29 protein-coding genes, 1 pseudogene and 1 riboswitch are annotated in these 24,834 nt (G+C 50.4%); of the genes and pseudogenes, 14 read left to right on the plus strand and 16 right to left on the minus strand.

What is annotated here, in order from left to right; genetic code table 11:
- Positions 1-28: 28 nt before the first annotated feature.
- Positions 29-424, plus strand: coding sequence for a lysozyme inhibitor LprI family protein (locus tag HVZ39_RS15750; RefSeq protein ID WP_016152584.1), 396 nt, complete (start codon positions 29-31; stop codon positions 422-424).
- Here the strand turns inward: HVZ39_RS15750 and rutR are convergent.
- From rutR to HVZ39_RS15765, 3 genes are all read right to left on the minus strand, one after another.
- A complete protein-coding gene (rutR, locus tag HVZ39_RS15755) occupies positions 421-1,059 on the minus strand; it encodes an HTH-type transcriptional regulator RutR (RefSeq protein ID WP_016152583.1) in 639 nt (212 codons plus the stop codon). The genes HVZ39_RS15750 and rutR overlap by 4 nt on opposite strands.
- A gap of 58 nt (positions 1,060-1,117) precedes the next feature.
- Positions 1,118-2,032 (minus strand): DMT family transporter, encoded by a 915-nt coding sequence (locus tag HVZ39_RS15760; RefSeq protein WP_181632662.1) that lies wholly within the window; start codon positions 2,030-2,032, stop codon positions 1,118-1,120.
- 164 nt (positions 2,033-2,196) lie between these two features.
- Entirely contained in the window at positions 2,197-2,370 is a 174-nt protein-coding gene (locus tag HVZ39_RS15765) for a general stress protein (protein ID WP_003036022.1), read from the minus strand.
- Positions 2,371-2,756: 386 nt separating this feature from the next.
- On the opposite strand from HVZ39_RS15765, the gene wrbA reads away from it, so the two are divergent.
- Together wrbA and HVZ39_RS15775 are read left to right on the plus strand one after the other, a co-directional pair.
- The gene (gene wrbA / locus HVZ39_RS15770) at positions 2,757-3,353 is read left to right on the plus strand and encodes an NAD(P)H:quinone oxidoreductase (RefSeq protein WP_003832057.1); all 597 of its coding nucleotides are present in this window, start codon (positions 2,757-2,759) and stop codon (positions 3,351-3,353) included.
- Positions 3,354-3,373: 20 nt separating this feature from the next.
- Complete coding sequence (locus HVZ39_RS15775; protein ID WP_016152581.1) at positions 3,374-3,601, plus strand: YccJ family protein; 228 nt, start codon at positions 3,374-3,376, stop codon at positions 3,599-3,601.
- A 38-nt stretch (positions 3,602-3,639) separates the two neighbouring features.
- On the opposite strand, the gene agp is transcribed toward HVZ39_RS15775, so the two are convergent.
- From agp to HVZ39_RS15815, 8 genes are all read right to left on the minus strand, one after another.
- Positions 3,640-4,881 (minus strand): bifunctional glucose-1-phosphatase/inositol phosphatase, encoded by a 1,242-nt coding sequence (gene agp / locus HVZ39_RS15780; protein WP_131405788.1) that lies wholly within the window; start codon positions 4,879-4,881, stop codon positions 3,640-3,642.
- 87 nt (positions 4,882-4,968) lie between these two features.
- Positions 4,969-5,676: a winged helix-turn-helix domain-containing protein gene (locus HVZ39_RS15785; RefSeq protein WP_016152579.1), complete on the minus strand. Its 708-nt coding sequence runs from the start codon at positions 5,674-5,676 to the stop codon at positions 4,969-4,971.
- Between the two features lie 69 nt (positions 5,677-5,745).
- A complete protein-coding gene (locus tag HVZ39_RS15790; protein WP_019076436.1) occupies positions 5,746-6,501 on the minus strand; it encodes a sulfite exporter TauE/SafE family protein in 756 nt (251 codons plus the stop codon).
- Positions 6,502-6,634: 133 nt separating this feature from the next.
- On the minus strand, positions 6,635-7,141 hold the full coding sequence (locus tag HVZ39_RS15795) for a protein disulfide oxidoreductase (RefSeq protein WP_016152577.1): 507 nt from the start codon (positions 7,139-7,141) through the stop codon (positions 6,635-6,637).
- Complete coding sequence (locus tag HVZ39_RS15800; protein ID WP_181632663.1) at positions 7,131-7,754, minus strand: DsbA family protein; 624 nt, start codon at positions 7,752-7,754, stop codon at positions 7,131-7,133. Before HVZ39_RS15800 ends, HVZ39_RS15795 begins: the two co-directional genes overlap by 11 nt.
- Positions 7,751-9,631: a protein-disulfide reductase DsbD domain-containing protein gene (locus HVZ39_RS15805; protein ID WP_131348282.1), complete on the minus strand. Its 1,881-nt coding sequence runs from the start codon at positions 9,629-9,631 to the stop codon at positions 7,751-7,753. Before HVZ39_RS15805 ends, HVZ39_RS15800 begins: the two co-directional genes overlap by 4 nt.
- 48 nt (positions 9,632-9,679) lie before the next feature.
- Entirely contained in the window at positions 9,680-10,042 is a 363-nt protein-coding gene (locus tag HVZ39_RS15810) for a hypothetical protein (RefSeq protein WP_016152574.1), read from the minus strand.
- Positions 10,043-10,112: 70 nt separating this feature from the next.
- Positions 10,113-10,517 (minus strand): VOC family protein, encoded by a 405-nt coding sequence (locus tag HVZ39_RS15815; protein WP_016156158.1) that lies wholly within the window; start codon positions 10,515-10,517, stop codon positions 10,113-10,115.
- Between the two features lie 396 nt (positions 10,518-10,913).
- On the opposite strand from HVZ39_RS15815, the gene dsbA reads away from it, so the two are divergent.
- The 4 genes from dsbA (at position 10,914) to HVZ39_RS15835 (ending at position 13,765) form a co-directional block, all read left to right on the plus strand.
- Entirely contained in the window at positions 10,914-11,537 is a 624-nt protein-coding gene (gene dsbA, locus HVZ39_RS15820; protein WP_131348280.1) for a thiol:disulfide interchange protein DsbA, read from the plus strand.
- Between the two features lie 206 nt (positions 11,538-11,743).
- Entirely contained in the window at positions 11,744-12,664 is a 921-nt protein-coding gene (gene cbpA / locus HVZ39_RS15825) for a curved DNA-binding protein (RefSeq protein WP_181632664.1), read from the plus strand.
- Positions 12,664-12,957, plus strand: coding sequence for a chaperone modulator CbpM (gene cbpM / locus HVZ39_RS15830; RefSeq protein WP_016152570.1), 294 nt, complete (start codon positions 12,664-12,666; stop codon positions 12,955-12,957). The genes cbpA and cbpM overlap by 1 nt, the downstream gene beginning before the upstream one ends.
- Before the next feature lie 121 nt (positions 12,958-13,078).
- Positions 13,079-13,765 carry a Crp/Fnr family transcriptional regulator gene (locus tag HVZ39_RS15835; protein ID WP_131348276.1) on the plus strand — a complete coding sequence of 229 codons (687 nt, stop codon included), beginning with the start codon at positions 13,079-13,081 and terminating at the stop codon, positions 13,763-13,765.
- A 47-nt stretch (positions 13,766-13,812) separates the two neighbouring features.
- Here the strand turns inward: HVZ39_RS15835 and HVZ39_RS15840 are convergent, their stop codons facing one another.
- From HVZ39_RS15840 to HVZ39_RS15855, 5 genes and pseudogenes are all read right to left on the minus strand, one after another.
- Positions 13,813-14,649: an outer membrane protein OmpK gene (locus HVZ39_RS15840; protein ID WP_016152568.1), complete on the minus strand. Its 837-nt coding sequence runs from the start codon at positions 14,647-14,649 to the stop codon at positions 13,813-13,815.
- 95 nt (positions 14,650-14,744) lie between these two features.
- The gene (tsgA, locus tag HVZ39_RS15845) at positions 14,745-15,899 is read right to left on the minus strand and encodes an MFS transporter TsgA (RefSeq protein WP_016156155.1); all 1,155 of its coding nucleotides are present in this window, start codon (positions 15,897-15,899) and stop codon (positions 14,745-14,747) included.
- A 38-nt stretch (positions 15,900-15,937) separates the two neighbouring features.
- Entirely contained in the window at positions 15,938-16,645 is a 708-nt protein-coding gene (gene deoD / locus HVZ39_RS15850; RefSeq protein ID WP_016152566.1) for a purine-nucleoside phosphorylase, read from the minus strand.
- Positions 16,646-16,829: 184 nt separating this feature from the next.
- A pseudogene (locus tag HVZ39_RS26660) lies at positions 16,830-16,937 on the minus strand (hypothetical protein); the annotation flags it as partial.
- A gap of 147 nt (positions 16,938-17,084) precedes the next feature.
- Entirely contained in the window at positions 17,085-17,894 is an 810-nt protein-coding gene (locus HVZ39_RS15855) for a CatB-related O-acetyltransferase (protein WP_101699901.1), read from the minus strand.
- Positions 17,895-18,446: 552 nt separating this feature from the next.
- On the opposite strand from HVZ39_RS15855, the gene HVZ39_RS15860 reads away from it, so the two are divergent.
- From HVZ39_RS15860 to HVZ39_RS15890, 7 genes are all read left to right on the plus strand, one after another.
- Positions 18,447-18,968 (plus strand): GNAT family N-acetyltransferase, encoded by a 522-nt coding sequence (locus HVZ39_RS15860; protein ID WP_181633705.1) that lies wholly within the window; start codon positions 18,447-18,449, stop codon positions 18,966-18,968.
- 226 nt (positions 18,969-19,194) lie between these two features.
- A riboswitch (cobalamin riboswitch) is annotated at positions 19,195-19,419 on the plus strand.
- Between the two features lie 220 nt (positions 19,420-19,639).
- Entirely contained in the window at positions 19,640-20,695 is a 1,056-nt protein-coding gene (locus HVZ39_RS15865) for an ABC transporter substrate-binding protein (RefSeq protein WP_016152563.1), read from the plus strand.
- A gap of 66 nt (positions 20,696-20,761) precedes the next feature.
- A complete protein-coding gene (locus HVZ39_RS15870) occupies positions 20,762-21,829 on the plus strand; it encodes an iron ABC transporter permease (RefSeq protein ID WP_016156150.1) in 1,068 nt (355 codons plus the stop codon).
- Complete coding sequence (locus HVZ39_RS15875; RefSeq protein WP_181632665.1) at positions 21,826-22,641, plus strand: ABC transporter ATP-binding protein; 816 nt, start codon at positions 21,826-21,828, stop codon at positions 22,639-22,641. The genes HVZ39_RS15870 and HVZ39_RS15875 overlap by 4 nt, the downstream gene beginning before the upstream one ends.
- Positions 22,642-22,651: 10 nt before the next feature.
- Positions 22,652-23,092 (plus strand): pseudoazurin, encoded by a 441-nt coding sequence (locus HVZ39_RS15880; RefSeq protein WP_016152560.1) that lies wholly within the window; start codon positions 22,652-22,654, stop codon positions 23,090-23,092.
- Between the two features lie 27 nt (positions 23,093-23,119).
- The gene (petA, locus tag HVZ39_RS15885; protein ID WP_101700007.1) at positions 23,120-23,671 is read left to right on the plus strand and encodes a ubiquinol-cytochrome c reductase iron-sulfur subunit; all 552 of its coding nucleotides are present in this window, start codon (positions 23,120-23,122) and stop codon (positions 23,669-23,671) included.
- Position 23,672: 1 nt separating this feature from the next.
- Entirely contained in the window at positions 23,673-24,833 is a 1,161-nt protein-coding gene (locus HVZ39_RS15890) for a cytochrome b N-terminal domain-containing protein (RefSeq protein WP_181632666.1), read from the plus strand.
- Position 24,834: the final 1 nt, after the last annotated feature.

Raw genomic sequence — 24,834 nt, forward strand, 5'->3', positions numbered from 1 at the left:
GCCTTTTTTTATGGAGCCAGAGGGAAGCATGAAACGAATCGTACTGACATGTGCAGCGCTGCTGTTGAGCGGCCAGGCGCTGGCGGATGACTGCGCCAACGCGAACACTCAGATTGAGATGAACACCTGTGCGGCAGAGCAGTTTAAGGCGGCCGACACCAAACTTAATGACACTTATCAGAATGCGCTTAAGCGCGCCGCCCCGACCCAGCGCGATTTACTGAAAAAAGCGCAAATCTCGTGGATAACCCTGCGCGATGCGGACTGCGCGTTAATCAGTTCCGGCACCGAAGGCGGTAGCGTCCAGGCGATGATTTCCAGCCAGTGCCTGACGGATAAAACCAACGAGCGTGAAGCGTTTCTCGCCTCACTCTTACAGTGCGAAGAGGGCGATTTAAGCTGTCCGTTACCGCCTGCCAGTTAACGCACGCGGATCCCTTCAATAATCATCCGCTGCACGCTCTCCACCGTTTGGTTAAAAAAGGCTTCATCACGCAGCGTTGCGCCCGTTACCGCCTCTACCTGTGGGGCAAAGTCGGCGTAGTGCTGGGTTGAAGCCCAAATCATAAAAATCAGATGATGCGGATCGACCGGAGCCAGTTTCCCACTTTTGATCCAACCGGCAATCAGCGCCGATTTCTCATCAATTAGCGTTTTGAGATCGCCCGTTAATTCAGCCATCAATAAAGGCGCACCTGCCAGCATCTCCATACAAAACAGTCGTGAAGCCTGAGGGTAATCGCGCGACACTTCCAGCTTAAGGCGAATGTATTCTTTAATGGCCACCAGCGGCGCAAAGTCTTCGCGAAAAGCCTTCAACGGAGCCAGCCAGACGTCGAGGATTTGCCGCAAAACGGCAATATAGAGCACCTCTTTTGACGGGTAGTAATAAAGCAGATTCGTTTTTGACACACCCGCCTGCTCAGCGACCTGTTCGAGACGCGTGCCGTGGATCCCATATTGGGAGAAGATATTTAATGCCGCGGTTAATATGGCCTGGCGTTTTGCACTGACGGCCTGCGAGCGCTTACCTGTTTTTTTCTCTGCGCGTTGGACCATGCGCCCTCTCCTTCTTGTGAGGGCGTCAGCATACCAAATCACGCGGTGAATGGTTAAATTAAAGCGACTCCGGCGGTGCCTCTTGCACTACCCCTTTTTTCTTTTTGAACTTCAGTTCGCTGACCAGCACGCCAACAATAATGAATGCTGCGCCGAGCAAAGCCAGTAGCGGTAAGCGTTCCCCCGCCAGGCGACCAAAGATCCCCGCCCACACCGGCTCACCGGTATAAATGACCGTCGCGCGCGTCGGCGAAACGCTGCGCTGTGCCCAGTTCATGGTGACCTGAATAATCGCACTGAAAATCCCCAACCCCAGCGCCACCGCCAGCAATCCCGTAGACATCGGCGGCACGGACTCTCCTGCTGGGGCCATGGCAATAAATGCCACTATCGAAGCGGTTGCCAGTTGTACCACCGTTACCCGCCGCACATCCACTTTTCCCGCCCACGCGCTAATCAGGATAATTTCTGCCGCAATCGCCACCGCGCCGGCGAGTGTGATCCACTCTCCTTCACCTAAAGCCAGCAAATTGCCTCCTGGTCCGGCGAGAAAAATCAACCCGATAAAGGCCAACACAATGCCGACACACGGCATCAGGCCGGGCATACGCCCCAGACACAGCCATTGTAAAAGCGGGACCAACGGCACATACATCGCGGTAATAAACGCCGATTTACTGCTGGGAATAAACTGTAGCCCCCAGGTTTGCAGACTATAGCCCAACGCAATTGCGATACCGATCGCAACGCCTGCTTTGACTTCCAGCCACGTCAGTTTATGCAATGTGCGTAGTGACAAAAGCGCGACCGCCAGCGCAGCGGTGGCAAAACGCACGCCGACAAAGAAAAAAGGTCCACTCAGGGTAACGGCATATTGCACTGCCAAAAACGTGCCACCCCAGAACATAGTGATCACAATGAGGATCGCTTCCTGAGGTTTAACAGAGAAGGAATAACGAGAAAGTAATGACATGAGACACCCGATTAACTGAATGTCGTTAGTCTGCGTTGCGTTTTGTTACAGTTCAACCTTGCAGACAAAAAAACCGCCGGAAGAAACCGGCGGCGGTGGGTGGCTACGTAACGTCTGACTCTGATCCTCAGCCGTCACGGCATATCTGACAGCTAGCCCGGCAATTACGATTTGTTGTTGCCGTGGCTATTTTTGCCCCCTTTTTTGCCTGCCTCTGAAGCGCGTTGCGGGTCATTCTTAAAGTTGCCCCCGCTGTGCTGGCCACCTTTTCGACCTGCTTCTGATGCTCTTTCGCGATCTTCCGCAAAGTTGCCGGAACCGCCTCGATGGTTTGCCATTACTGACCTCCGTCATTGATTAGACATCATATTGCATAGGTACTGAGGAGTGATACCTCACGCAGCGTTACGGGCGATACCCTGAAAATAACTGCGTGGGATTAAGCATAGTGAAGCGTGGCCTGAGCAGCCGCTAACTGTAATATCCTGCAACAGGATTGGCGGTGATAGAGAAATAATCACAGCGAGAAATCAATAAGTCTTTCTTATGACTACCAAATTCCACCCGGTTAAATATGTATCATTTTGCAACAAGAGAAGTTGTTATAAAAATTGTTATAAATCAAAGAAGTGATTGTGAAATTTGCACTCCTGACAGTACGTCATATCTTTAAAGGTAGGTAGCGAGTCGCTACGGACACGGTTAACTCGAGGAGTAGTGTAAAATGGCAAAAGTTCTGGTGCTTTATTATTCCATGTACGGACACATTGAAACTATGGCCCATGCAGTCGCAGAAGGCGCAAATAAGGTAGATGGCGCGGAAGTGATTATTAAGCGCGTACCAGAGACCATGCAGCCGGAGATTTTCCTCAAAGCTGGCGGCAAAACACAAAACGCACCAGTCGCAACCCCGCAAGAACTGGCAGATTACGATGCCATTATTTTTGGTACCCCCACACGCTTTGGCAATATGTCCGGTCAGATGCGCACCTTCCTAGACCAGACTGGCGGGCTGTGGGCTTCAGGCGGCCTGTACGGCAAACTCGCCAGCGTATTCAGCTCGACAGGAACCGGCGGCGGTCAGGAACAAACCATTACATCAACCTGGACTACGCTTGCTCACCATGGGATGGTGATTGTGCCTATCGGTTACGCGGCGCAAGAGCTGTTTGATGTTTCTCAAGTTCGCGGCGGTACCCCTTACGGCGCAACCACCATCGCCGGAGGCGACGGCTCACGCCAGCCAAGTCAGGAAGAATTATCTATCGCCCGCTATCAGGGTGAATATGTCGCAGGTCTGGCAGTAAAACTCAACGGCTAATCTTCAACAGGAGGATTCGAATGCCAACTCAAGAAGCGAAAGCCCATCGCGTCGGCGAATGGGCAAGTCTGCGCAATACATCGCCGGAAATAGCCGAAGCCATTTTTGAAGTCGCGCATTATGACGAGAAACTGGCGGAAAAAATTTGGGAAGAAGGTAGCGACGAGGTGCTCATCAAAGCCTTTAAGAAAACAGACAAAGATTCGCTCTTTTGGGGTGAACAGACTATCGAACGCAAAAACGTCTAGCGCTCAGACTCCCCCGCGAACACGGGGGAGTTTTTCTTTTACTTAGCCGCCTCATTCAACACGCTGTCGAACTTATCTATCGGGCAAAAGCCATCCGCATCTATCGGACACCCTTTCAGCTCCAGCGTTACACGCTGCGCCGGGGATTTCAGAGTCAGAACGTCTGCATTACGCAACTGCTGCGAGCTCTGATACACGTACTCGATTTTCATCAGATCACGATTCGCGTTGCTGTCATGCCAGCGCTGGAAGACAATCTTCCCGCCAATCGGCGTACGCTCGTTCTGATCGTGAAGCTGGTACGGTTTGAAATCCAGCGCGGTGAGCAGCGATGCGATGTTTGAGTCATGCCCCACCAGCACGGTTATTTTTGGCGCTTTTACGCGTTCAATAACCAGCGCATTATCAATATACTTCACCAGCGGTTTGGCGACATTCTGCGCCACTTCCGGGGAGGTGAACAGGCTGTCCTGATAGCCATTTTTCAGCTTCGACAGAACCTTCCACTGTTGATCGGATTTAATCTCGCCCCAGGCGACCTTATCCATCGGGAAGCCTTCGTAATATTGCAGCGTGAAGGCATCAACCAGCGAATTTCCGACCTTCAGCGGCCCCGAAACCCCAGGCTCCTGCTGGTATTTCGCGCTAAACGTATCTTTGGCATCGGTCAGGGAACACTGCTGTTTTTCTTTGCAGGACGGAGAGTCTTTGTAGTCGGTCATTTGCTCAAGCAACTGATAGCTGTCGTTGAGCTGCATTTGGCTACGCTCTTTCTCCATTGCCTGAACCGCCTGCTGGCTGAAGGCGGCGGAATCATCGGTGATCACCGGGTTAAAGGTGGGATCCATGGTGCCCATTTTTTCCTGATGATGGACCGGGACGTCGCAACCCGGGAAAGCACCGGTGACAAAGAACTGCGCCGTCGCGACCGTACGCTGCAGGCTGTTAGCATAGGTATAGACCGTACCCGGCGCCGGACATTCGCCCGATTTCACCATCCCCTGCTCTGCCAGCCACTCTCGCATATAGTGGCCCATATAGATTTCCAGCACGCCGCCTTTGGTGGTGAGTTGTCCGCCAGGGACATCCCATTCTGGCCATTGTTTGGGGGTGGACTGCTCAAGAACACTGCCATTATTGGCTAAAGGTGCGCGTAAGTTATGCCGACTCATCATCAATACTTGCTGAAGCTGATAGCCTTCCGGCGCGGTCTGCGCCTGCGCGGCGGTTGACATTAATACAGCCCCTGCCACGGCTGCGGCGATTAACGATTTATTCATCCCTACGACCTCTTGTTGTTATCAATCACAACAGAGTGTGACAGAAATATGACATATTTCCCGGAACGCTTTCGCAAAACGAACCATCTACGGTGTCGTTTTAATACCGAACTCGGTTTCTAATTTGCGAATGCCAAGCGGGGTGAAGGTGACGCGGCGACCACTCAGCTCCGTTTTTATCCATCGTTTTTCAATCAGCCAGCGTAGCAGCGATGCGCCAAGCACGCCGCCGGGATGGTAACGTCGTTCACTCCAGTCCAGACAACCGCAGGTTAATTTCCGCCGCGATGCGCTCGCAGCCAGGACAATCCCCATTTGTGCCAGTTTTTCCTGCCCAAGAGAGGTCAGCGTTTCACCATCCGGCGTTAACCACTGACGGGAAACCAGCGTATCGAACAGCCTCACCGCCACCTCGCCAGCGAGATGATCGTAGCAGGTTCGGGCATGTCGTAAGCCTGGCGGCGTCGTGATTTTTCGTGGCGTAGATGTAGCCCACGCCACGCCCATCAGGCGCTCCAGCAGTTCAGCGATATCGGAGCCTGCAAGGCGAAAATAACGATGCCTGCCCTGCGCGAGCGCCACAACAAAACGTTGTTCGCACAGACGCGCCAGATGCGCACTGGCGGTCGACGCTGACACATCCGCCACTGCGCTGAGTTCGGTCGCGGTCCAGGCGCGGCCATCCATCAGGGCGCACAACATTCGCGAGCGCGATTTATCGGCCATCGCCGCCGCGGTGAGCGCCATTCGCGACTCCAGAGCGCCCTCTTCCTCACTTAACATCACTGATGCCATAGCGACCTCTTTGACCCTGAATGTCTGAATTAACGATGCCATGAATGCGTTCTAAAGTCACCGCACAGGTCATACCGCACGCAGCATCATCTCGATACCCAACCCGACCAAACAAAACAGAAAACAGCGTTTAAACACGAGCGGAGAAATAACCCGTCGTACACGGGTTCCTAACCACTGACCAATCAGCGCAGGAACAATGGCCAAAGCCGATAAGCTCAACGACTGTACGGGCAGCGCGTTGTGCCACCACAGACCAAGCGCCAAAGCCAATGTCGAAAACGTAAAAGAGATCCCGAGCGCCTGAACCAGTTCATCTTTCTCAAAACCCAATGACTGGATCCAGGGCACGGCGGGCATCACAAATACACCGGTTCCGCCAGTCAATAAGCCAGTAACAAATCCTATGATGAGGGAGTACGGTTTTTCATGCTGCGGAGCCACTGCAATTTTCTTTCCGGCCAGCGTCCAGATAGCGTAAGCCACCAGCGCCACGCCGAGCGCAAACTGGGTACGGGTGGTATCGCCGCCGGTAATCCAGGCGCTGGCAAGCAGTGTCGCCACCACCACCGTCAATAACATTGGCCACAGTCGTTTGACTAATTGACGCGTATTTCCGCCACCGCCAAACTGAAACAGATTGCTAATCAGCGAAGGCAACAACAGCATGGCCGCCGCCGCAACCGGCGAAATAAGCGATCCGAGGATCCCCATAGCCACGGTGGGCAATCCCATACCAGTGACGCCTTTTACCATCCCGGCGAGGACAAACGTGGCGGCAATCATCATCACCAGAGCGGGCCCAAACGCTAACGAACTCGTCATGCTGCACTTTCCTGAAAAAGAGAAGATGACCCATTCTGGACGTTAATCGCAATGCTCGCTTCGCCAGGCAACGAAATATGTCTTCCCGCTTACGGGTCATAATATAAAAATGCCGGGTTTCCCCGGCACATTATCAGAACGTTTTGGCCCACCACAGCCGAAGCTTCATGCCCCAGTAGCTGGTCCAGCCGCTGGTTGTTGACACCACCCGACCTTGTGACACTACCACCAGCGTGGGCGTGACGCTAATCGCCCAACTGCGGGAGATTGCCCCGTTCGCATCATTGATGACCGGAAAGTCCACGCCTTTACGCGACAGCCAACGAGACACCTCAGCTTCACTGCCGGAGCGTAACGCAATGGTCATCACGTTTTCCCCTTCCGAACGCAGCCTGGCGACTTCCGGCGTTGTGAAGCGGCAAACGCCGCACCAGCTCGCCCAGAAATAAAGCAGCACCGGCTCGTCTTTGCTGAGCGCCGCCAGCGTGACGGTTTCACCATCCAGCGTTTGCAAAGGCGTGCTGTCAAAAGAGCCAGGGAGCTGCGGCGCGCGCCAGACATCCATCAGCAGCATCGCCCCTGCCAACAGCGCCAGTAAGATCAGCCCTTCGCGCAGCCAGCGGCGCAGTTTACTGAGCATTGGCCGCCGCCAGCTTTTCTTTGACCACTTCCTCAAGGGTTTCCCACGGCACCGCACCGGGAATAAGCTCATCACCAATAATCGTTGCGGGGGTGCCCTGCACGCCCACCAGTCGCGCCAGTTGCAGGTTAGTGCTTAGCGTTTCAGCACTTTGGGCATTCAACGTCACCGGACTGGCTCCCGATTTTTCCTGCGCCTGTTTGATACTGACGTCGGTATGGTAACCCTTTTTCTGCATCAGTTTTTCATGTAGCGCCAGAAACTGCTGCGGATGCTCAAGCCAGGTAGTCAGCACGGTCCGCGCCGCCAGTTCCGAACTTTCCCCTTTAAACGGCAGCGGTTTAATCACTACCGCCACGTCAGGATATTTCTGCACAATTTTTTCCAGCATGGGATCCAGTTGCTTGCAGTACGGGCAGTTGTAATCGGTGAAGTTTATCAGGGTCAGTTTCGCCTGCTTAGCGCCAATCCGCGGGCTGTTGGGATCGTTAAACAGGGCCTCCTGGATTAATGCTTCAATTTGCTTTTCCTGTTCCTGTGTAAACGGTGCAGGCTCTTTCGCTACGCTGACGGCAGAAAACAGGGTTAACAGCAGAACAATCATTATTTTCATGGGGTTACTCCTTTGGCATCGGTCAACGTTTGCAATACCGCATCGCGGGTTAACAACGTTGGTAACGCCTGGCCTTCCGGCAGACCGGGGCCATAAATTTGGTTATACGGCACAGCAACCTGGCCGCGTTTTTTCAGAAATTCGGTGATGGCTTCAGAAGGGAGCGTCCAGTCGCCGCGCAGCGCCACTACATCCGGCTGTTGCAAAGCGGCCTGTACGTCATCTTTATGCAACACGTTGTATTTGTTTACCTTACAAGTGATGCACCAGTCGGCAGTGACGTCAATAAACACACGCTTATGTTGCGCCAGCGCATCCTCAATCGCCTGCTCGCTAAGCGGTTGCCAGTTCACGCTTTCTTTAGCGCTAGCGTGTCCAGCCAGCCCTAAATGCGGGAGCAGCAACGTCGCAAGCCAGATAGCCGAACCCAGCATCATTACACCGAGAAGACGCCGCAAAATATTCATCCAGCGTCCCGGACGCGGCAAACGCAGCGCCAGACCGGGACGCAGAGCCACCAGCAGCCACGGCAAGCTCATCCCCAGGCCAAGTGCGATAAACAGTCCCCACAACGTTGGCAGCGAAGCGGTCAATGCCACCGCTACCGCTGTTCCCAGAAACGGGGCGCTGCACGGCGTGGCGAGCAGGGTCGCAAATGCGCCTTGCCAGAAATGTCCCGACAAGCCGTTGCCACCGCGAGTCGCCAGCGTGGTGGTCATCGCCGAAGGCAGGCGGAATTCAAACCACCCGAACAGGCTGGCGCTGAACGTCAGCATCACCACGACCATGACGCCAATGAACCACGGGTTCTGAAACTGGATCCCCCAGCCAAGCGCCTGATTGGTTAAACGTAGCACTGTCATCAATAACGCCAGGGCCATAAAGGAGACCAGGATCCCAGCTACCGATGCGAGGAACTGACGGCGGATCTGGCGACGGCTTTTTTCCTCAACCAGCAAAATAGAGCCCAGTTTCATGCCGAGAACCGGTAATACACAGGGCATCAGGTTGAGGATCAAACCGCCCAGCAGCGCCATTAGCACCACCTGCCACAATGGGAGTGAGGCGTTCTCAATAACCGGGGCTTCGCCAATCGCAAGACGACTTTCCTGGGCAACACCGTTATCTGCCAGCACCAGCGTGACCGACTTACCGCGTAAATCCGGCGCGCCTTCCCCCCAACCGTCATGAACGGGTACCGTGGCGCGTAACGTCTCACCTGCGACGTGAATTTGCGGCATGCCAAAATCAGCATCATCAACGGCGTCCAGATACAGCCCAGGCGCAGTCCAGCCTCCCGCGCGGTGAGCCTCGACGACCAGCTCGCCGGCCCGTGCGCCAGCGCGTAGAGTATCGGTCAGGCCGCTGGCAAGCGGGATCTGCCCCATTGCCTGAGCATAGTCATGCGCAAAAGTCGGGTCCTGGGTCGTGGAGGTCACGGAAAAAGGAAAATCCGTCAACAAGCAAACGTTGCTACAGGTGGATAGCGTCAAAACACCGCTAAGCGTGGCGGGCGATCTGCCGCGCACAACCATCGGGAATGTCACATTATCGTGATAGCCCTGGGTCGTGATATTAGCGACCTCAAAGCGTGCAGGGGTTGGCCAGAACCAGTCGACCGCAGGCATTTCCCCTTGCCAGGCGATAGATGGCGCGACGCCTCCCTCGCCCGGCGAACGCCAGTAGGTTTTCCAGCCGTCCTCCAGTTTAACATCCAGCAACAGACGAGTTTCGCCGCCTGAGGACGTATCAGCGCGTAACCGTACGCTGGCGTGATCGTTATCGGGTGAACGCAGCCAGCCGGGTTCAGCCGCCCAGGATACGGGCAGCCATAGCAATAACAGACAGAGCAGCGCCTGCCTGAAAACAGTCATCATATATTTTCTCCGTGAATAATTATCTAACAGTCAGCAACGGCTGTTCTGTCATTCACGGAAGACGCAAAATCGCAGATGTACCCTTAGCGTGGGCGGCGAGATGGCTCGCGGTGGGAAAAAAGGCAGACGAAACGCCCGCACTGGCGCCAGCAGCGACAGCAGCAGACACAGCACCAGAATAGCGCCTTCGAACAGTACCGGGGGCGCCGCCAGTAATGACTTCGCGCTCAGTTCACAAGGGGTAACGGACGAGGCCTCATCGGTCTGCGCTTGTGCGCTTACGACCACGCTTGTGGCAACGGTGTCCATCTGCAACGCGTGCAGGCCCGCCATGCGTTGTGCGGTACAAACCATCACCACAACACATGCCAGACAGAGGAACCACCATCCCATCCGTTGACGTTTCGCCATTATACCCTCACTGATTGATGCGAGTTATCTTAACCACTCACCAGGTTTTGGCAACCTTTGCGCTGTAAAGTTATGTCCTGTCATCAGCAGGATATACCGCGATTTCAATCAGATTGAGATCGGGATCTCTGACATAAACCGAGCGAATCGGTCCCATCGCACCGGTTCGTGCAACCGGTCCCTCAACAATATCGACCCCGTGCGTTTGAAACGTGGCTATCACCTCTTCCAGCGCACGTGTGGTGATAAAACACAAATCCAGCGCCCCCGGCGTTGGCGCGTAAGCTTTGGGTTCAAACTCTTTTCCCCGAATGTGGAGGTTAATTTTCTGATTGCCAAAGACGAAGGCTTTCCTCCCTTGCGCGAAGGTTTCCAGCCTCATCCCTAAAAGTTCGACATAAAAACGAACGCATGCCTCTTCATTATTGGAGGTCAATACCAGATGATCCAGGTGGTCAATCATAGCGATATCCATTTTGGTTGCTCATCACTGACACTTACCCTATTCATTCAAACGCTACAAGAAAAAGAAAATCTTACGGCTGCGTTGACAGAACATAGCGCAACGCGCTGCTGCTCACGTTTTATAAATCAAATGATAATTAATCATATTTCCGTTTTTATTTATTACAATATAACATTGCCAAAGTAATTACGAAAATATCACGGAAGTGATCATTCACTATTTACGAAGAGTACCAAAGGATATTCCCATAACAGTACATAAATACTGTCCGCTACGTATTGATGCGTAAATGAAAGTAAGGGTCAGCGCATTTTTAGGTGATTATCGTATTATAGCCCGACGCAATGAAGAGCGTATTCATTCGCAGAAAATTTGTTTATTGAATGTTATTTAGAGTATATGGAAATGAAAAAATATTTATTACCCCTGATTGGGTTACTTTTTACCTTTTGCGCTCAGGCAGCACCATTTACCGACGGCAAAGAGTTTATCTCACTGGAAAAACCCGTCGCTTCAGCCCCGGCAGCGCTGAAGTTTTTCTCATTCTATTGTCCTTCCTGCTATCAGTACGATGAAGTTTTTGAAATCACTGATAACGTGAAAAAAGTTTTGCCTGCTGACGTCAAACTCACCGAATACCACGTCGACTTTTTAGGCCCTCTGGGGCAAGACATGACGCACGCCTGGTCCGTCGCTATGCTGTTGAACGTGCAAGATAAAGTTAAACCGTTGCTTTTTGATGCCGTGCAGAAAAAACAAACCATTAAATCGGCGGACGATATTCGTAACGTATTTATCAGCGCGGGCGTCAGTGCCAGTGATTATGATGCCGCATGGAATAGTTTTGCCGTAAAATCACTAACCGCCAAACAGCAAGAAATGGCTAAAGCCGTAGATTTAACCGGGGTGCCCGCCATTTTTATCAACGGTAAATATATGATCAATCCGAAAGGACTGAAATCTGATGACCTTAACGCGTTCGTACAAAACTATGCTGATACGGTCCGCTTCCTGATCACTAAATCCTGATGTTTAGCTAATCTCACTATTCGCACCACACAACAGACGCCATAACGTTAAAAAGCGCTGTTGGTGGTGCAACGCCCGCATCGTTTATAGCAATATCCTCCCTTCCCGGTTGGCATTCTCCGTTATCAGGATTACCCTAAACTTAGCGGTGATACCTGTTGTCAGGGTTCACCTTCTGCAAGTGTTGATTTACACGAGAGAACGCTATGGAATTAAAGGATTATTACGCCATTATGGGCGTGAAACCGACAGACGATCTCAAGACAATCAAGACCGCCTATCGTCGACTCGCCCGTAAATATCATCCTGATGTCAGCAAAGAGAGTGACGCGGAGGCCCGGTTTAAAGAGGTTGCTGAAGCCTGGGAAATCCTGAGTGATGAACCGCGACGCGCCGAGTACGACCAGTTGTGGCAGCACCGCAACGACCCACAGTTCAACCGTCAATTCCAACAAGGAGAGAATCAACGCTATAACGCCGAAGATTTCGACGATATCTTCTCCTCCATCTTTGGTCAGCATGCGCAACAGTCTCGCCAGCGTCATGCCAGCCGCGGGCACGATATTGAAATTGAAGTCGCCGTATTCCTCGAAGAAACGCTTACTGAGCATAGCCGCACGATCAGTTACACCCTGCCTGTTTACAATGCGTTCGGCATGGTCGAACGTGAAATTCCTAAAACGTTGAATGTGAAAATTCCGGCTGGCGTCGGTAACGGTCAGCGTATTCGTCTGAAAGGCCAGGGCACCCCCGGTGAAAACGGCGGACCAAACGGTGATTTGTGGCTGGTGATTCATATCGCGCCACATCCGCTGTTCGATATCGTTAATCAGGATCTGGAAGTGGTCGTTCCCCTGGCGCCGTGGGAAGCCGCGCTGGGCGCGAAAGTAACCGTTCCGACGTTAAAAGAGAGCATCCTACTGACCATTCCTGCGGGCAGCCAGGCCGGGCAGCGGTTACGCATTAAGGGCAAAGGTCTGGTAAGTAAAAAACATACCGGCGATTTGTATGCGGTGATCAAAATCGTCATGCCGCCGAAACCTGACGACGCCAGCGCCGCCCTGTGGCAGCAGCTGGCGGATGCACAAAAGACCTTTGATCCGCGCAAAGAGTGGGGGAAAGCATAATGGCTAACGTCACCGTCACCTTTACCATTACCGAGTTTTGTCTGTACACCGGTGTGTCAGAAGAAGAGCTACATGAGATTGTCGGCTTAGGGGTGATAGAACCTCATGAAGACGAGACTTTTGACGATCATGCGCTGACCGTCATGCGTCGCGCGATACGCCTGCGTCAGGAGCTGGAACTTGACTGGCCGGGAATTGCCGTTGCGCTGACATTGCTGGAAGAGAACGCTCAACTGCGGCAGGAAAACCGCCTGCTGCGCCAGCGATTGTCTCGCTTTATCAGCCATCCTTAGTGTGTCAAGGCCAGCATGGTGCTGGCCCTTTTATTATCCGCAACCCGCTCTTAATGACATTGCGCAGCAGATGGCATACAGTCAGCGATAAGAATTATCTCAAACAATAAGACGTTGAGCCATGCAGCTTAAGCCCCTCACAAAAGGTCGTTTTCACAATATCTGGCAGCAGGATGATGCCTTAATTGAGAAGATATTCCAGGAGTTGCTCTCTGAAACACAGATTATCCAGGAAGATGACTATCTTTACCGCCAGGGACAGGTAGTCGATCGACTAATCATGGTGCAGTCAGGGAGAATTTCTCTGCGTTATAGCGCGGAGAATGGTCGCCGTTTTCAACTGGGTGCAATGGAATGTGATGAGCAACTGTTTGGCGAAATGGAGTTTTTTACCGGGTATCGTTGCCAGCTTGATATCGTAGCCGAAGAACCGCTGACCGTGGCGGTATGCAACTGTGACCGTCTGGAGGAAGCGCTGAACCGGCATCCCAGACTGGCGATATTTTTCGCCAGCGCAATGGCCGTTGATTATCAGGATATGCTGGAAATCTTCCTGCACCGGATGCTCTACCCTATCGTACATAACGTGGCGTATGACCTGTATCGCCAGCATCAGGACAAGCAGCCAATGGATGGTTTTCATAAAAAATACCAGGAAGCTGAGCGATTTGGCACCACCGACCGGGTCTATCGGCGGGCGGTGAAAGCGCTGACGGATGCCGGGCTGGTAACGCGCACGAAGCAAGGACTGGAGATTAAGGATCTGGATGGGCTGCGTAAATTTCTCGGCAATGACATCATTGACTGACACACCAACCCTGGCAAACGGAGCATTGGTGTGTCATTTCAGCGCAATCAGAACTTATAGGTGAGGTTGAAATAGTGACCCAGCCCGGTGGTACGCCCTGCTCCACCGTGGTTTTCCATCAATGCCATGTTGCGGAAATATTTTAAGCCATAACCTACTGCATAATGCTCTGAATGCCAGTAGATGCCGTTATACCATTCAATCGCGTTATTGCTATATAACGGCTGGTTAGCAATCTTGTTCGCGGCGAACTGGTAGTCAAAGTAACCCTGATAGTTCAAATAACTGCCGTTGGCGAACGTATAGAACGGCGTCGACCAGTTGGTCGAGAACATGTAACCATCCCACTTACCTTCGTTATCTGCACCGTAATTTTCACGTACATAGTGCGCATAAATGTTCATTCCCACCAGACCAAACCACGGCACTTTAACATCCGTGCCGAGACCAACGTAATGCTCAAATAATTCCCGGTCACCAATGTTATTTACCGTTGCGATATAGAATTCGTTAAATGGCCCAACGGATAAATCTTTATTAAAAATGGCGTCCAGGGAAAAACGTGGAGATATCTTGGCAAAGAAGTTATCACCCCCGTGACGATCGTCCTGCTCGCGATCCAAAATATCAAAGAAATCCACATAACCATACAGATCGATAATCCCGGATCGTGCGCCAAACTCCAGCTCAAGATAGGTGTCATTACGAATACCATAAGGCACTTTCGCATCCACACTTTGCATTAAGTTCATCTGCATCCAGTTAAAATCATTTTTGCGGATGTTGCCATCGGCATAATCAGCCGCAAGCGCTTGCGTACAGCACATCGCAATTACCGCACCCAGAACTGTTTTTTTCATCATTGATTTATTTTTCTTCAGCATTTTCAATTCCTTTGAGCAAGGTTGAGTGTCGCCCCACCAGATAAATGGCGTGACGGCGGGCTATCTAATTAAAGAGGTAAGCGTTATTACTGTGTTTAATTACGTTTGAGTTTTAATGTACCCATCAACATAATAAAGATAATTAAATACAACACCGGTATTGCGTACATAATTTTCTGCAATCCCATAGTTTTTTCCATTAGCGCACTGATCGCCGGACTAAACATGGCGCCAGCACTACCGCTAATTAAAATATAAGAAACGTTCTGGCTACTCGCGCGCTTCACGAAAGAAACCCCGTAGGCAATAAAGGAGTTATACAGCGCTGCGCAGACAAACCCGTAACTATAGGCCAGATAATCAAGCCCGGAGATATTTTCCTTCGTGACAATGATGGTAGTAATAACGCAAGCTAACAAAATAATGCTAAGCAGAAAATAATGTATCTTTACGCGGGAAACAATAACGGTTGAGACTAACGCGCCGACCAGCGCAGCACCCCAGTATTGCGTAATAATATTACCTGCTTCTTCGAAGGGAATACCAAATTTGTTCTTCACAAATAATGGTGCCCAAGTCAGGAAGGTATACAGCGCCAACATACCTAAGAACAGGCCAATGCCTCCGCTGATAATCCCTGGATTCCACTCGGATTTCACCGGGTCTGCGCTATCCGCTGCAGGAGCCGTTTCACAGGCGGTAAAGCGGGTGAGAGCCACAACGCCCAGCGTGAGTAAGGCCACTATGCCTACACTCAGATAGCTGTAACTCCACGACATATTGTGCGTCAGGGCGAAGGTGGTAATCAGCGGGAAAACTACGCCCGCGACGTTAAAGGTGGCGTCCTGCACCACCAGCATCGTACTTTGAATGCGATCCTGCCAAACCGAAACCACGATCGTTCCCGCCACGCACAGACCAATGCCGCCGCAGAAACCCACCAGGGTCATGGCGACCATCACCGGCCATAAGCCAGGGCTTAAGTGCATTGCCAGAGCGCAGAGGAACACTATCGAATAGATAATGAGCGTCATACGCTTAACGCCGATTTTCTCAATCAGGAAAAAGGCGGCGATGGTCCCGGCTAACGCCCCACCGTTAAGCAACGAAAATATCGAGGCGACGGTATTCACATCGGCACTGTAGCGTACTGCAATCGGTTCAATCAGCATACCAAACTGACTGGCAAATCCTGCCATAATAAAATTTGCCAGAAAACTAATCAGCGTAAGTGCTATTTTATTCTTCATATAATGCCATCTCTGATTGGTTCATTTAAATGCTGATGCTAAGCCGTAACAGCTGTATTTAGCGCCAGCTCTATCATATTTTTAAAGGTTAACTGCCGTTCTTCCGCCGTTGTTTCTTCTCCTGTCAGGCAATGATCGGATACGGTTAATATAGCCAACGCTTCAATATTAAACTGATGCGCTAAAGCGTATAACCCTGCCACTTCCATATCCACACCCAGCACACCAAATTTTTCCAGTGCAGGTATTAAATTTTCGTCAGGATCGTAATAAAGATCGCCACTGAAGACATTGCCGACTTTAACGTCAATACCGGCCTTCTGCGCCAATGCCCACGCCTGCTGCAATAATGGGAAATGGGCAGATGTCGCCATCGTGTAGCCCGCGCTACGTTTTAAATTTGTGACGGAATCCGTTCCGGCGGCGACGGCAAGAATAATATCTCGCATTTTGACATGATGTTGTGTTGCCCCAAGACTGCCAACACGAATAATTCTCTGTACACCGAAGTCATGTACCAGTTCATGAGCATAAAGCGTCATTGACGGAATACCCATGCCATGTCCCATCACCGAAACAGGTTGCCCAAAATAAAGACCGGTATAGCCCAGCATATTGCGTACATTGGTGACTTCGCGGTAATCCATTAGATAATTTTCGGCAATAAACTTAGCGCGAAGCGGATCGCCCGGCATAATAACGGTTGGCGCAAAATCACCCGCTTTGGCATTAATATGTGCAGTCATAACAATTCCTGAATTATGGGTATTGAAGATATGCAGGGATTGTAACCAGAGGATTGCAGAGGATTGAGGACAAAAGTCCTGCTCAGAGGATCGGCCTCTCATTTCTGAGAGTTAGTGTTGCGGGCAGATGGAAAAGCAGAAAACGGCGTCCCCGCCGCGCAGGCAGGGAAAGCGCGCAGGACTATCAGGATTTATCGTTCTGTCTGAACAATAGAGCGGTGTAACGAGTATTCACTTTCCCGCTACGCTTACCATCTGGCCCGAAATAGCGATCGTTTCTACACAGACGCTCGGTGCCAGTCTGGTTAGTCCGGTCGTTGCTGCGTATGCTGACAATGGCAAAACGCTCATCGCTAGCAAGATGCTAACTTTTGTCATCGTGTTGTCCTTATCTCATTTTGCTTTCGCCGGATAACAGTCCCAACAATGACCTATTAAACTAAAGAGTTGTAAATATTTCGGTAAGATTAAATTTTTTATATGCTTTTTCTTTTATAGTGCCATTCGATATCAACGTGCTCATTTCAGTGACAAAATTTATAATATCATCACACTTGCTGTTATCGGGTAAATCGGTGTAATTATAGTTCCACCATTTTATTTTTAACAACTGTTCAATAATATCTGACTCAAATCTGTATTTGATAATTTTCGCAGGAACCCCTGCGACAATAGCATATGGAGGCACATCTTTAGTAACAACGGAATTTGCTGCAACAACAGCACCATCACCAATTGAAATACCACCTTTTAAAACGACATCATTGCCAATCCAGACATCATTGCCAATCGTTGTATTTTTAGGCTTTGTAATAAATGGTTTCAATACCCAGTTTTGTCCGAACTCGTTGGCAGCATATTTATCAAACTCGCCATTATAAGTAAGCATATGAGTTGTAAAACGATTCATAGGATGGTTTCCTCCCATGATTTTTACGTTTGATGCAATACTACAAAATCTTCCGATATTTACATTACCCGGAAAATAACAGGTTGGAAATGAAAACGCACCAACGCTAGAAAAACTTTTTACTGGCATTGTGGAATATTGTTCAGCAATAACATCAGCTTCAATTCTAATTTTGTCACCTTTCGCGAACAGTAACAAATTTCTTTCTTTATAAACTTTCTTACCTCTATGATTCAAAAAGATATCGTTATCCATGCAAAATTCATAGTGTTTCCGAGTCCATCTAAAAACAAAAATTTCATTTGTGTCTTCTGAAAAATTATAGAGTCTGGTTTTCATACTGTTATTGTCTACTTTTATTTGAAAATGTACGATTAGATTAAAGATACTCTAAACCCTAACCTTAATCAACTATTACAGCATGAAATAATCCATATTGTAAATCACCTTGTTGTGACATTTACTCTTACCACTCATAATTTAGTTTCTATAATATTCTGCTTAGAGAATGAATACAGATATGTTTTGAGACGTCGTTTTCAAAAACAAAATGTCAGATGCTTTTCTATTAGGGCAATCCAGGTAATGAAGAAAAAAATGCAGCCTCAGTTGCAAATGCCTGGCAACCCAATAGGATGCAATTCTTTTTTCTGTCCCAAGAAGACGCTGAAAACCTTAGTTCTCGCGACAGCCTGACCTTCTGCGCGAAGAATTTTGTTAAGTGTTTCTGCCTGATTGCACTCTGTGGTGGCCGCCCAAACACCCATTTATAACCCGTAATGAGAATAGCTCCGTATGCAATTGCGAGTCTGTCTCTTACTGCTCAATATTGTTTTTAAAGTGGTCTTATTGTTATTATCATTTTCCGTTCTAAATTTGAGTTATGCTGCCATGATCCCATTTAGGTTTAGTGAGATGACTCCCGCCGATATTCCTGCTGTTCAGTCGTTTCTTGTTGAGCATCTTAATTTATACTTCAATGCCGGTAGAGCCATGCCTTCTGCCGAAGAAGATCTCTTTGATCTCGCACAACAGTATATCTTGCAGGAAAGGAATTCATTGCTTTGCGCGTGGAGTGAAAACCAGGAATTAATCGCTACACTGGCGGTATGTCAATATGATGATCGTATTACTGAACTACGTGGTCGCTATAACTTGTCTGAAACGGCGGAAATTTGTCGTTGCTACGTAGATGAGCGCTACCGCAGACAGGGGATCGGAAGTCAGTTGTTTGCTTTAGCTGAGGTATTCTGTCAGCAACATCAATATAAGACTTTGTATCTTCACACACATCATTTTTTACCCGGAGGGTATTATTTCTGGTTGCGTAACAATTTTAACGTGATTATGGATATGCAGGATGAGTGGCAATTGGTACATATGGAGAGTACACAAAAAAGTGTCAAGCGCTGATATGCGGAACTTTTGATGGTGATCAATATGTTTCATACACAGAAATTTCAGCATGCGTGTAATTTGATCAATATCAACCAATTCTCATTTAGCTTCCTGTTGCTATTTTCATTTACAACATCGCAGTAACCAATAAAATCATAACTCACTGTATTAAATATGTATTTTTTCCACACTACTACCTTTTATCTCTTGCCCTCTATGGTTGACCTTGTTAACAATTGCCGCTAGAGTCGCTTTCGACAGCATTTCATTACATTTTTGTATATGAATAGGAATATGGTGAGAATTATTCAATTCAATTCCATAACTGCCCCCGCAACTGTAGGCGGATGCAGAATATCCCTGTGTGGCTCATAAACCACAGGTCACTGTAAAGTTCATCTTTATGGGAAGGCCGATATTCTGATTACCGTGAGTCAGGAGACCTGCTGTCAAAGGTGTATGCCATTGAGTGGACGGGATGGTCCATGGGATGAATTATTTGACGCAAGCGGTAGTGTATTTATGAATAAGATTTTGGCTGAGTAAAGCTTATTTGCATTTTTTGCATATCTTCATTCTTAAATTTCACGATTCAATGTCATCTATCTTCATGTCTCCTCCCGATATATGGAATGAAATAAGCCATGACCAGACCTTAAGTTTCTGGCATCAACGGGACGATGATAATGCACGCTAATTCTACCTTTTACTTCTCTAAAAAAACGCTTCTGGCTATTTTTGGCACGACTGCTCTCCTGCTTACTTCCGGTTTTTCCGAGGCAGCAAAAACCGAATATCCTCTGACGATTAAAAACTGTGGCCGCGATATTACCTTCAATCAGGCACCAACGCGCGTGGCGACGGTGGGTCAGAACAGTACCGAGATTCTCTATTCACTGGGGCTGGCCGATCGCGTCGTGGGTACTTCGCTGTGGTTTGGCCCGGTACTGGAGGCTTATAAAACAGCAAATGAAAAAGTCGCCGTTATCGCGCAAAATATTCCAAGTTTTGAAGGGATCGTGGCGAAAAAACCGGATCTGATCGCCAGTCAGTTTGAGTGGCAAATCGGCCCTGCTGGCACGGTTGCCTCTTACGAACAGTTTAGTGAACTGAAAATTCCCGTTTACACCGCGCCAGCTGACTGTGCGAAAGATAACGAAGATGGTGGTGACGGTGTCCGTAAGGGCATGTTTGATATTGCCATGGTGTATCAGGAAGTCGCCGATCTGGCGAAAATCTTCGATGTTCAGGATAAAGGCGAGGCGCTGATTGCCAGCCTTAAAGCACGTGAAGCCGCAGCGAAAAACAAAATTACCGGAATGGATGAGAATGTTTCCGCCGTGTTCTGGTTCTCAAGCGCCGATCTCCAGCTTGACCCTTACGTTGCCGGGAAGTTTGGTCCGGCGGCATGGATCGCCCAAACGCTGGGAGTGAAGAATGTGATTGATTCTGCTGAAGAGTGGCCAACGGTGGGTTGGGAAACCATCGCCAAAGCGAATCCTTCACTCATTGTGCTCGGTGAGATGAGCCGTCGCCGCTTCCCGGCGGATGACTGGAAGGTCAAGATGGAATACCTCAAGTCCGATCCTGTCGCCAAACTGGTTCCTGCCGTCAAGGAAAACCATCTTCCGGTCATTGACGTACAGACCATGAATGCCGGGATCAGAACTATTGATGGTGTGGAAAAACTGGCTGATGCCCTTGTTGAATATGGCTTAGCACATCCGCAGGCTGCTCATTAATCTACGTTTTGCGCTATATCCTCACACGGTATAGCGCATCTCCGTTACTCAGGAACGCAGATAATCATGAGTGATTCACGCAGGATGCGTCGCGCTGTTGGTCAGCTTGCGGTGAGAGTCAGTGGACATGCCGTTTGGGTCAGTGCGCTAATGTGTGGCGTACTGCTGGCGGGGATTTCCATCGGCGAAACGCTTATCCCCTGGCAGCATGTTCTCAGCACGCTGGCAAATCATCTTTTTGATACACACTATCCTGTCGATGCGCTGGATGCAGGGATCGTCTGGAACTACCGCCTGACCCGAGCGCTGGTCTCGGCCAGTTGCGGCGCGTGCCTGGCTGTTTCCGGCGTAGTGTTACAGTCGCTGCTACGCAATGCGCTCGCCGAACCCTATCTACTGGGGATTTCTGCCGGAGCGTCCACCGGAGCGGTGCTGATTGCTCTCACTGGACTTGGGGCTGGCATCATCAGTATGTCATTGGGCGCTTTCATTGGTGCGCTGACGGCATTTCTGTTCGTTGCGCTATTGGCGATGGCCGCTGGCGGTAGACAAGGTGGGGGTGTGACAACCCAAATCATCCTTGCCGGGATCGCCAGCTCCCAGCTTTTCAATGCGATTACATCGCTTATCATCACCCGCTCAGCAAACGCCGAGCAAGCACGCGGTATTATGTTCTGGCTGTTGGGCAATTTGAGCGGTGTACGCTGGCCCGATGTAGTCTTAGCCATTCCTACCGCTCTGGTCGGTATCGCGCTGTGCTTCTGTTATGCCCGCCATCTTGATGCTTTCTCCTTTGGCGCGGAGTCTGCGGCATCGCTGGGCATTCCGGTAAAACGTACCCGTGCAGTGCTGATTGCCGCCGTCACCGGCATGACGGCGATTATGGTCTCCATTGTGGGTGCGATCGGTTTTGTCGGTCTGGTGATCCCTCATGCTGCTCGTCTGCTGGTCGGCAACCAGCATCATCGACTGCTGCCGGTTAGTGCGCTTACCGGAGCTATTTTCCTCATTATCGCTGATGTTATTTCCCGCACGTTACTACCCGGTCAGGTACTCCCAATAGGCGTGATCACGGCTCTGGTTGGCGCTCCTGCGTTTTCAATCATTCTGATTAGAGGAAACCAGAACAAATGACGGTGAATCTCGTACAGCCACTCGTTACCTCTGCGCAAGCCGTTATTGAAGCCTGTAATTTGTACTGGAAGGTAAAAGGTAAGACGATTGTTGAAGATATTTCACTCAGCGTAACGCCCGGCGAGTTTGTCGGCATCATCGGTCCCAACGGCTCGGGCAAAACGTCACTGATTTCACTGCTGGCCGGTTTGCTGAAGCCAACTTCCGGGCGTATCGCCCTGCAGCAAAAGGCGCTCCAGCATTATTCGCGGCGTCACCTTGCGCAGCGGGTGGCGTTGGTCGAACAACAGGCAGAAACCAGCGAGCGTCTTACCGCTTTACAAGCCGTTTCTCTGGGGCGCACGCCCTGGCTTAGCCTGCTCTCGCCCTGGTCCGCCAAAGATGACGATATCGTGCAAACTATGCTGGAGAAGGTCGATCTCCGTGAATTACAGCACCGATGCTGGCATACCTTTTCCGGGGGAGAAAAACAGCGCCTGCATATCGCCCGGGCGCTGGCGCAGCAGCCGCAGTTGTTACTGATGGATGAACCCACCAACCATCTCGACATTCAACATCAGATTGGCCTGCTTAGTCTGGTTAAACGTGAAAAGCTCACGGTCATTGCCGCTCTGCACGACCTCAATCATGCCGCGATGTTCTGCGATCGCATCATCGTCATGACATCCGGGCAAATGGCGATGCAGGGGACTCCTTGCGCCGTGTTTACCCGTGAAAACCTCCATGCCTGGTTTGGTATCGACGCCATTGTTGAACATGAAACAGGCGCTGAAAACTGTTTTATCCGTTATCAAAGACCTGATGAATTTTAAGGAAGAATCGATGAAATATCTCAAACAGAGTCTGAAAGTTTTATGTTTACTCGCCCTCGCCTCTTCAACCTTCGCACAAACTCACGACGTTTTGATGAAAAATCGTGGGTCTGCGGGACCAATGGTCTATGAGCCGGATTATCTGGAGATCCAGCCCGGGGATACGGTGAAGTTTATCCGTAAACATAAGAGTCACAACGCGGCTTCAATCGCTGAATTGTCTCCGGCTAACTATCCCGGTTTTATGGGAAAAATAGATGAAGAGATCGAAGTAACTTATGACAATGCCGGATTTTACGGCATCAAATGTACACCACATTACGCTCAGGGCATGGTGATGCTGATTAAGGTAGGAGATGCCCAGTTACCAGCAAGCTATCGGGCATTCAAAGCGCCGGGTATTGCTGATAAGCGCTTTCAGGAAATTTACGCGCGTATCGACAAACGTTAATCCGCGATGCTCAGGGAGAAATACGAGGTGACAGAGAACAAACTTGCAGATGGCGAAATCCAGGAACAGCGCCGGGAATGCCTGTGTAAACTGACAAAATTCGTCGGTGCGGCAGGCGTCGCTGCTGCCGTCTGGCCGCTGGTTTCGGCCCTGGGCCCGGATGAGAAGACTCTTGCGGAAAATGAACCGATTGATGTCTCTCTTGCGGGGGTTGCTGCTGGACAAACCGTCAGACGCGTATGGCAGGGAAAGCTGATTCTTATTCACCATCGCACCCAGGATGAGATTATTACTGCCAGAAGTGCCGACTGGCATACGCTTATCGACCCACAACCGGACAGCGAGAGGGTCTCAGCTGCTCATCCTCAATGGCTGGTGGTTCAAGGGTATTGCCCACATGCCGGGTGCGTACCCAACGCCCGACCTGGAGGCGTGGGTTGGATCTGTCCGTGCCACGGCTCAGAGTTTGATACCTCCGGGCGCGTAACGCGCGGCCCCGCGACGACCAACCTGGCAATCCCGGACTACGTTATTCATTCGGATGGTCAGGCCGTGCGTATCGGCACGAAGGAAGCCTGAAATGAGGAGTGAGCGCGTCTATTCGCTTCGCTGGCGTATCCCGTTTCCTCGCTCGATTGCCGGACTCTGGGTATTCGCAATCGGCGCCATCCTGCTGGTTATACTCGGTGTGCAGATCCTCACGGGTATCGTGCTGGCGATGTTTTACGTGCCGACGGCCGAGCTGGCATTTGACTCCATTATTCATATTATGCGTGCGGTTCGCCATGGAGAACTGTTACGCAACATGCATGCTATTGGCGCGTCGCTCTTTTTCTTTGCCTGTTATCTGCATATTTTTCGTGGCATGTACTACAGCGTTTACCGCAAGCCCTGGACGACAATGTGGATGATTAGCGTGACGCTGTATGTCCTGTTGATGATGACCGCATTTCTTGGTTATAGCCTTATCTGGGGGCAAAAAAGCTACTGGGCGGCCACGGTAATTACCCGCTTTGCCCAGGCCATTCCGCTGGTGGGTGATACCCTTTACGCATATTTAGTCGGCAGCCATACTCCAGGAACGCCGATGCTTGGCCGCTTTTTTGTTCTCCACTTTATTCTTCCCTTTGTGATTGTCGGCGCAACGGTTTTTCATATTCGCACCGTACAGTCGGCGTTTGCGCAGGCGATGAAAAAGAGGTTTAGCGAGAAAGAGTCCAGGAGCCTGCTGTTCGATTACAAAATTACCGATCTTGATGCCATCAAAATCATCCTTTTTTTGATGATCTTCGCCTGGTTCTTATTCTTCGCGCCGCACTATCTGAGCAGCGCCGATAACTTTATTCCTGCGGATCCAACAGTTACACCCGCGATTGTTGCGCCGGAATGGTATTTTCTCCCCTTCTTCTCCATCTTGCGTTGCTTCCCAAATGAATTCGTTGGCTTAGCCGCAATGTGCAGCTCGGTACTGATTTTCTATTTCCTTCCCTGGCTTGATACTTCCCGGGCTCGTTTTCGCCATTACAGCAAACTGGTTAAATGCGGATTCTGGCTGTGGGTCATTAATGCCTGCTTTTTAGGCTGGTTAGGGTCGAAAGCGCTGGTTGGCCCCGATCTTATTGACGGTTTCCGTAACGAAGAGGGTTGGATCCGTGCCGCATCGCAGCTTTCGACTCTGATTTGGTTTGCCTGGTTTTTAATCGTATTACCTTGCCGTCGTTTTCTGGAAAAGCAGGATTGAT

This window comes from Citrobacter sp. RHB35-C21, assembly GCF_013816515.1.
Lineage (GTDB): Bacteria > Pseudomonadota > Gammaproteobacteria > Enterobacterales > Enterobacteriaceae > Citrobacter > Citrobacter braakii.

Excerpts from the sequence above, each read along its gene's own strand:
- HVZ39_RS15840 (WP_016152568.1), bottom strand. The coding sequence starts at position 14,649 with ATGCTGAAGAAAAATAAATCAATGATGAAAAAAACAGTTCTGGGTGCG.
- cbpM (WP_016152570.1), top strand. The coding sequence starts at position 12,664 with ATGGCTAACGTCACCGTCACCTTTACCATTACCGAGTTTTGTCTGTAC.
- wrbA (WP_003832057.1), top strand. The coding sequence starts at position 2,757 with ATGGCAAAAGTTCTGGTGCTTTATTATTCCATGTACGGACACATTGAA.
- HVZ39_RS15805 (WP_131348282.1), bottom strand. The coding sequence starts at position 9,631 with ATGATGACTGTTTTCAGGCAGGCGCTGCTCTGTCTGTTATTGCTATGG.
- dsbA (WP_131348280.1), top strand. The coding sequence starts at position 10,914 with ATGAAAAAATATTTATTACCCCTGATTGGGTTACTTTTTACCTTTTGC.
- HVZ39_RS15855 (WP_101699901.1), bottom strand. The coding sequence starts at position 17,894 with ATGAAAACCAGACTCTATAATTTTTCAGAAGACACAAATGAAATTTTT.
- HVZ39_RS15810 (WP_016152574.1), bottom strand. The coding sequence starts at position 10,042 with ATGGCGAAACGTCAACGGATGGGATGGTGGTTCCTCTGTCTGGCATGT.
- HVZ39_RS15790 (WP_019076436.1), bottom strand. The coding sequence starts at position 6,501 with ATGACGAGTTCGTTAGCGTTTGGGCCCGCTCTGGTGATGATGATTGCC.
- HVZ39_RS15865 (WP_016152563.1), top strand. The coding sequence starts at position 19,640 with ATGCACGCTAATTCTACCTTTTACTTCTCTAAAAAAACGCTTCTGGCT.
- HVZ39_RS15800 (WP_181632663.1), bottom strand. The coding sequence starts at position 7,754 with ATGAAAATAATGATTGTTCTGCTGTTAACCCTGTTTTCTGCCGTCAGC.
- HVZ39_RS15765 (WP_003036022.1), bottom strand. The coding sequence starts at position 2,370 with ATGGCAAACCATCGAGGCGGTTCCGGCAACTTTGCGGAAGATCGCGAA.
- HVZ39_RS15795 (WP_016152577.1), bottom strand. The coding sequence starts at position 7,141 with ATGCTCAGTAAACTGCGCCGCTGGCTGCGCGAAGGGCTGATCTTACTG.
- HVZ39_RS15815 (WP_016156158.1), bottom strand. The coding sequence starts at position 10,517 with ATGGATATCGCTATGATTGACCACCTGGATCATCTGGTATTGACCTCC.
- HVZ39_RS15890 (WP_181632666.1), top strand. The coding sequence starts at position 23,673 with ATGAGGAGTGAGCGCGTCTATTCGCTTCGCTGGCGTATCCCGTTTCCT.
- HVZ39_RS15880 (WP_016152560.1), top strand. The coding sequence starts at position 22,652 with ATGAAATATCTCAAACAGAGTCTGAAAGTTTTATGTTTACTCGCCCTC.
- HVZ39_RS15875 (WP_181632665.1), top strand. The coding sequence starts at position 21,826 with ATGACGGTGAATCTCGTACAGCCACTCGTTACCTCTGCGCAAGCCGTT.
- deoD (WP_016152566.1), bottom strand. The coding sequence starts at position 16,645 with ATGACTGCACATATTAATGCCAAAGCGGGTGATTTTGCGCCAACCGTT.
- HVZ39_RS15835 (WP_131348276.1), top strand. The coding sequence starts at position 13,079 with ATGCAGCTTAAGCCCCTCACAAAAGGTCGTTTTCACAATATCTGGCAG.
- cbpA (WP_181632664.1), top strand. The coding sequence starts at position 11,744 with ATGGAATTAAAGGATTATTACGCCATTATGGGCGTGAAACCGACAGAC.
- HVZ39_RS15750 (WP_016152584.1), top strand. The coding sequence starts at position 29 with ATGAAACGAATCGTACTGACATGTGCAGCGCTGCTGTTGAGCGGCCAG.
- HVZ39_RS15760 (WP_181632662.1), bottom strand. The coding sequence starts at position 2,032 with ATGTCATTACTTTCTCGTTATTCCTTCTCTGTTAAACCTCAGGAAGCG.
- rutR (WP_016152583.1), bottom strand. The coding sequence starts at position 1,059 with ATGGTCCAACGCGCAGAGAAAAAAACAGGTAAGCGCTCGCAGGCCGTC.
- HVZ39_RS15870 (WP_016156150.1), top strand. The coding sequence starts at position 20,762 with ATGAGTGATTCACGCAGGATGCGTCGCGCTGTTGGTCAGCTTGCGGTG.
- HVZ39_RS15785 (WP_016152579.1), bottom strand. The coding sequence starts at position 5,676 with ATGGCATCAGTGATGTTAAGTGAGGAAGAGGGCGCTCTGGAGTCGCGA.
- HVZ39_RS15775 (WP_016152581.1), top strand. The coding sequence starts at position 3,374 with ATGCCAACTCAAGAAGCGAAAGCCCATCGCGTCGGCGAATGGGCAAGT.
- agp (WP_131405788.1), bottom strand. The coding sequence starts at position 4,881 with ATGAATAAATCGTTAATCGCCGCAGCCGTGGCAGGGGCTGTATTAATG.
- HVZ39_RS15860 (WP_181633705.1), top strand. The coding sequence starts at position 18,447 with ATGATCCCATTTAGGTTTAGTGAGATGACTCCCGCCGATATTCCTGCT.
- tsgA (WP_016156155.1), bottom strand. The coding sequence starts at position 15,899 with ATGAAGAATAAAATAGCACTTACGCTGATTAGTTTTCTGGCAAATTTT.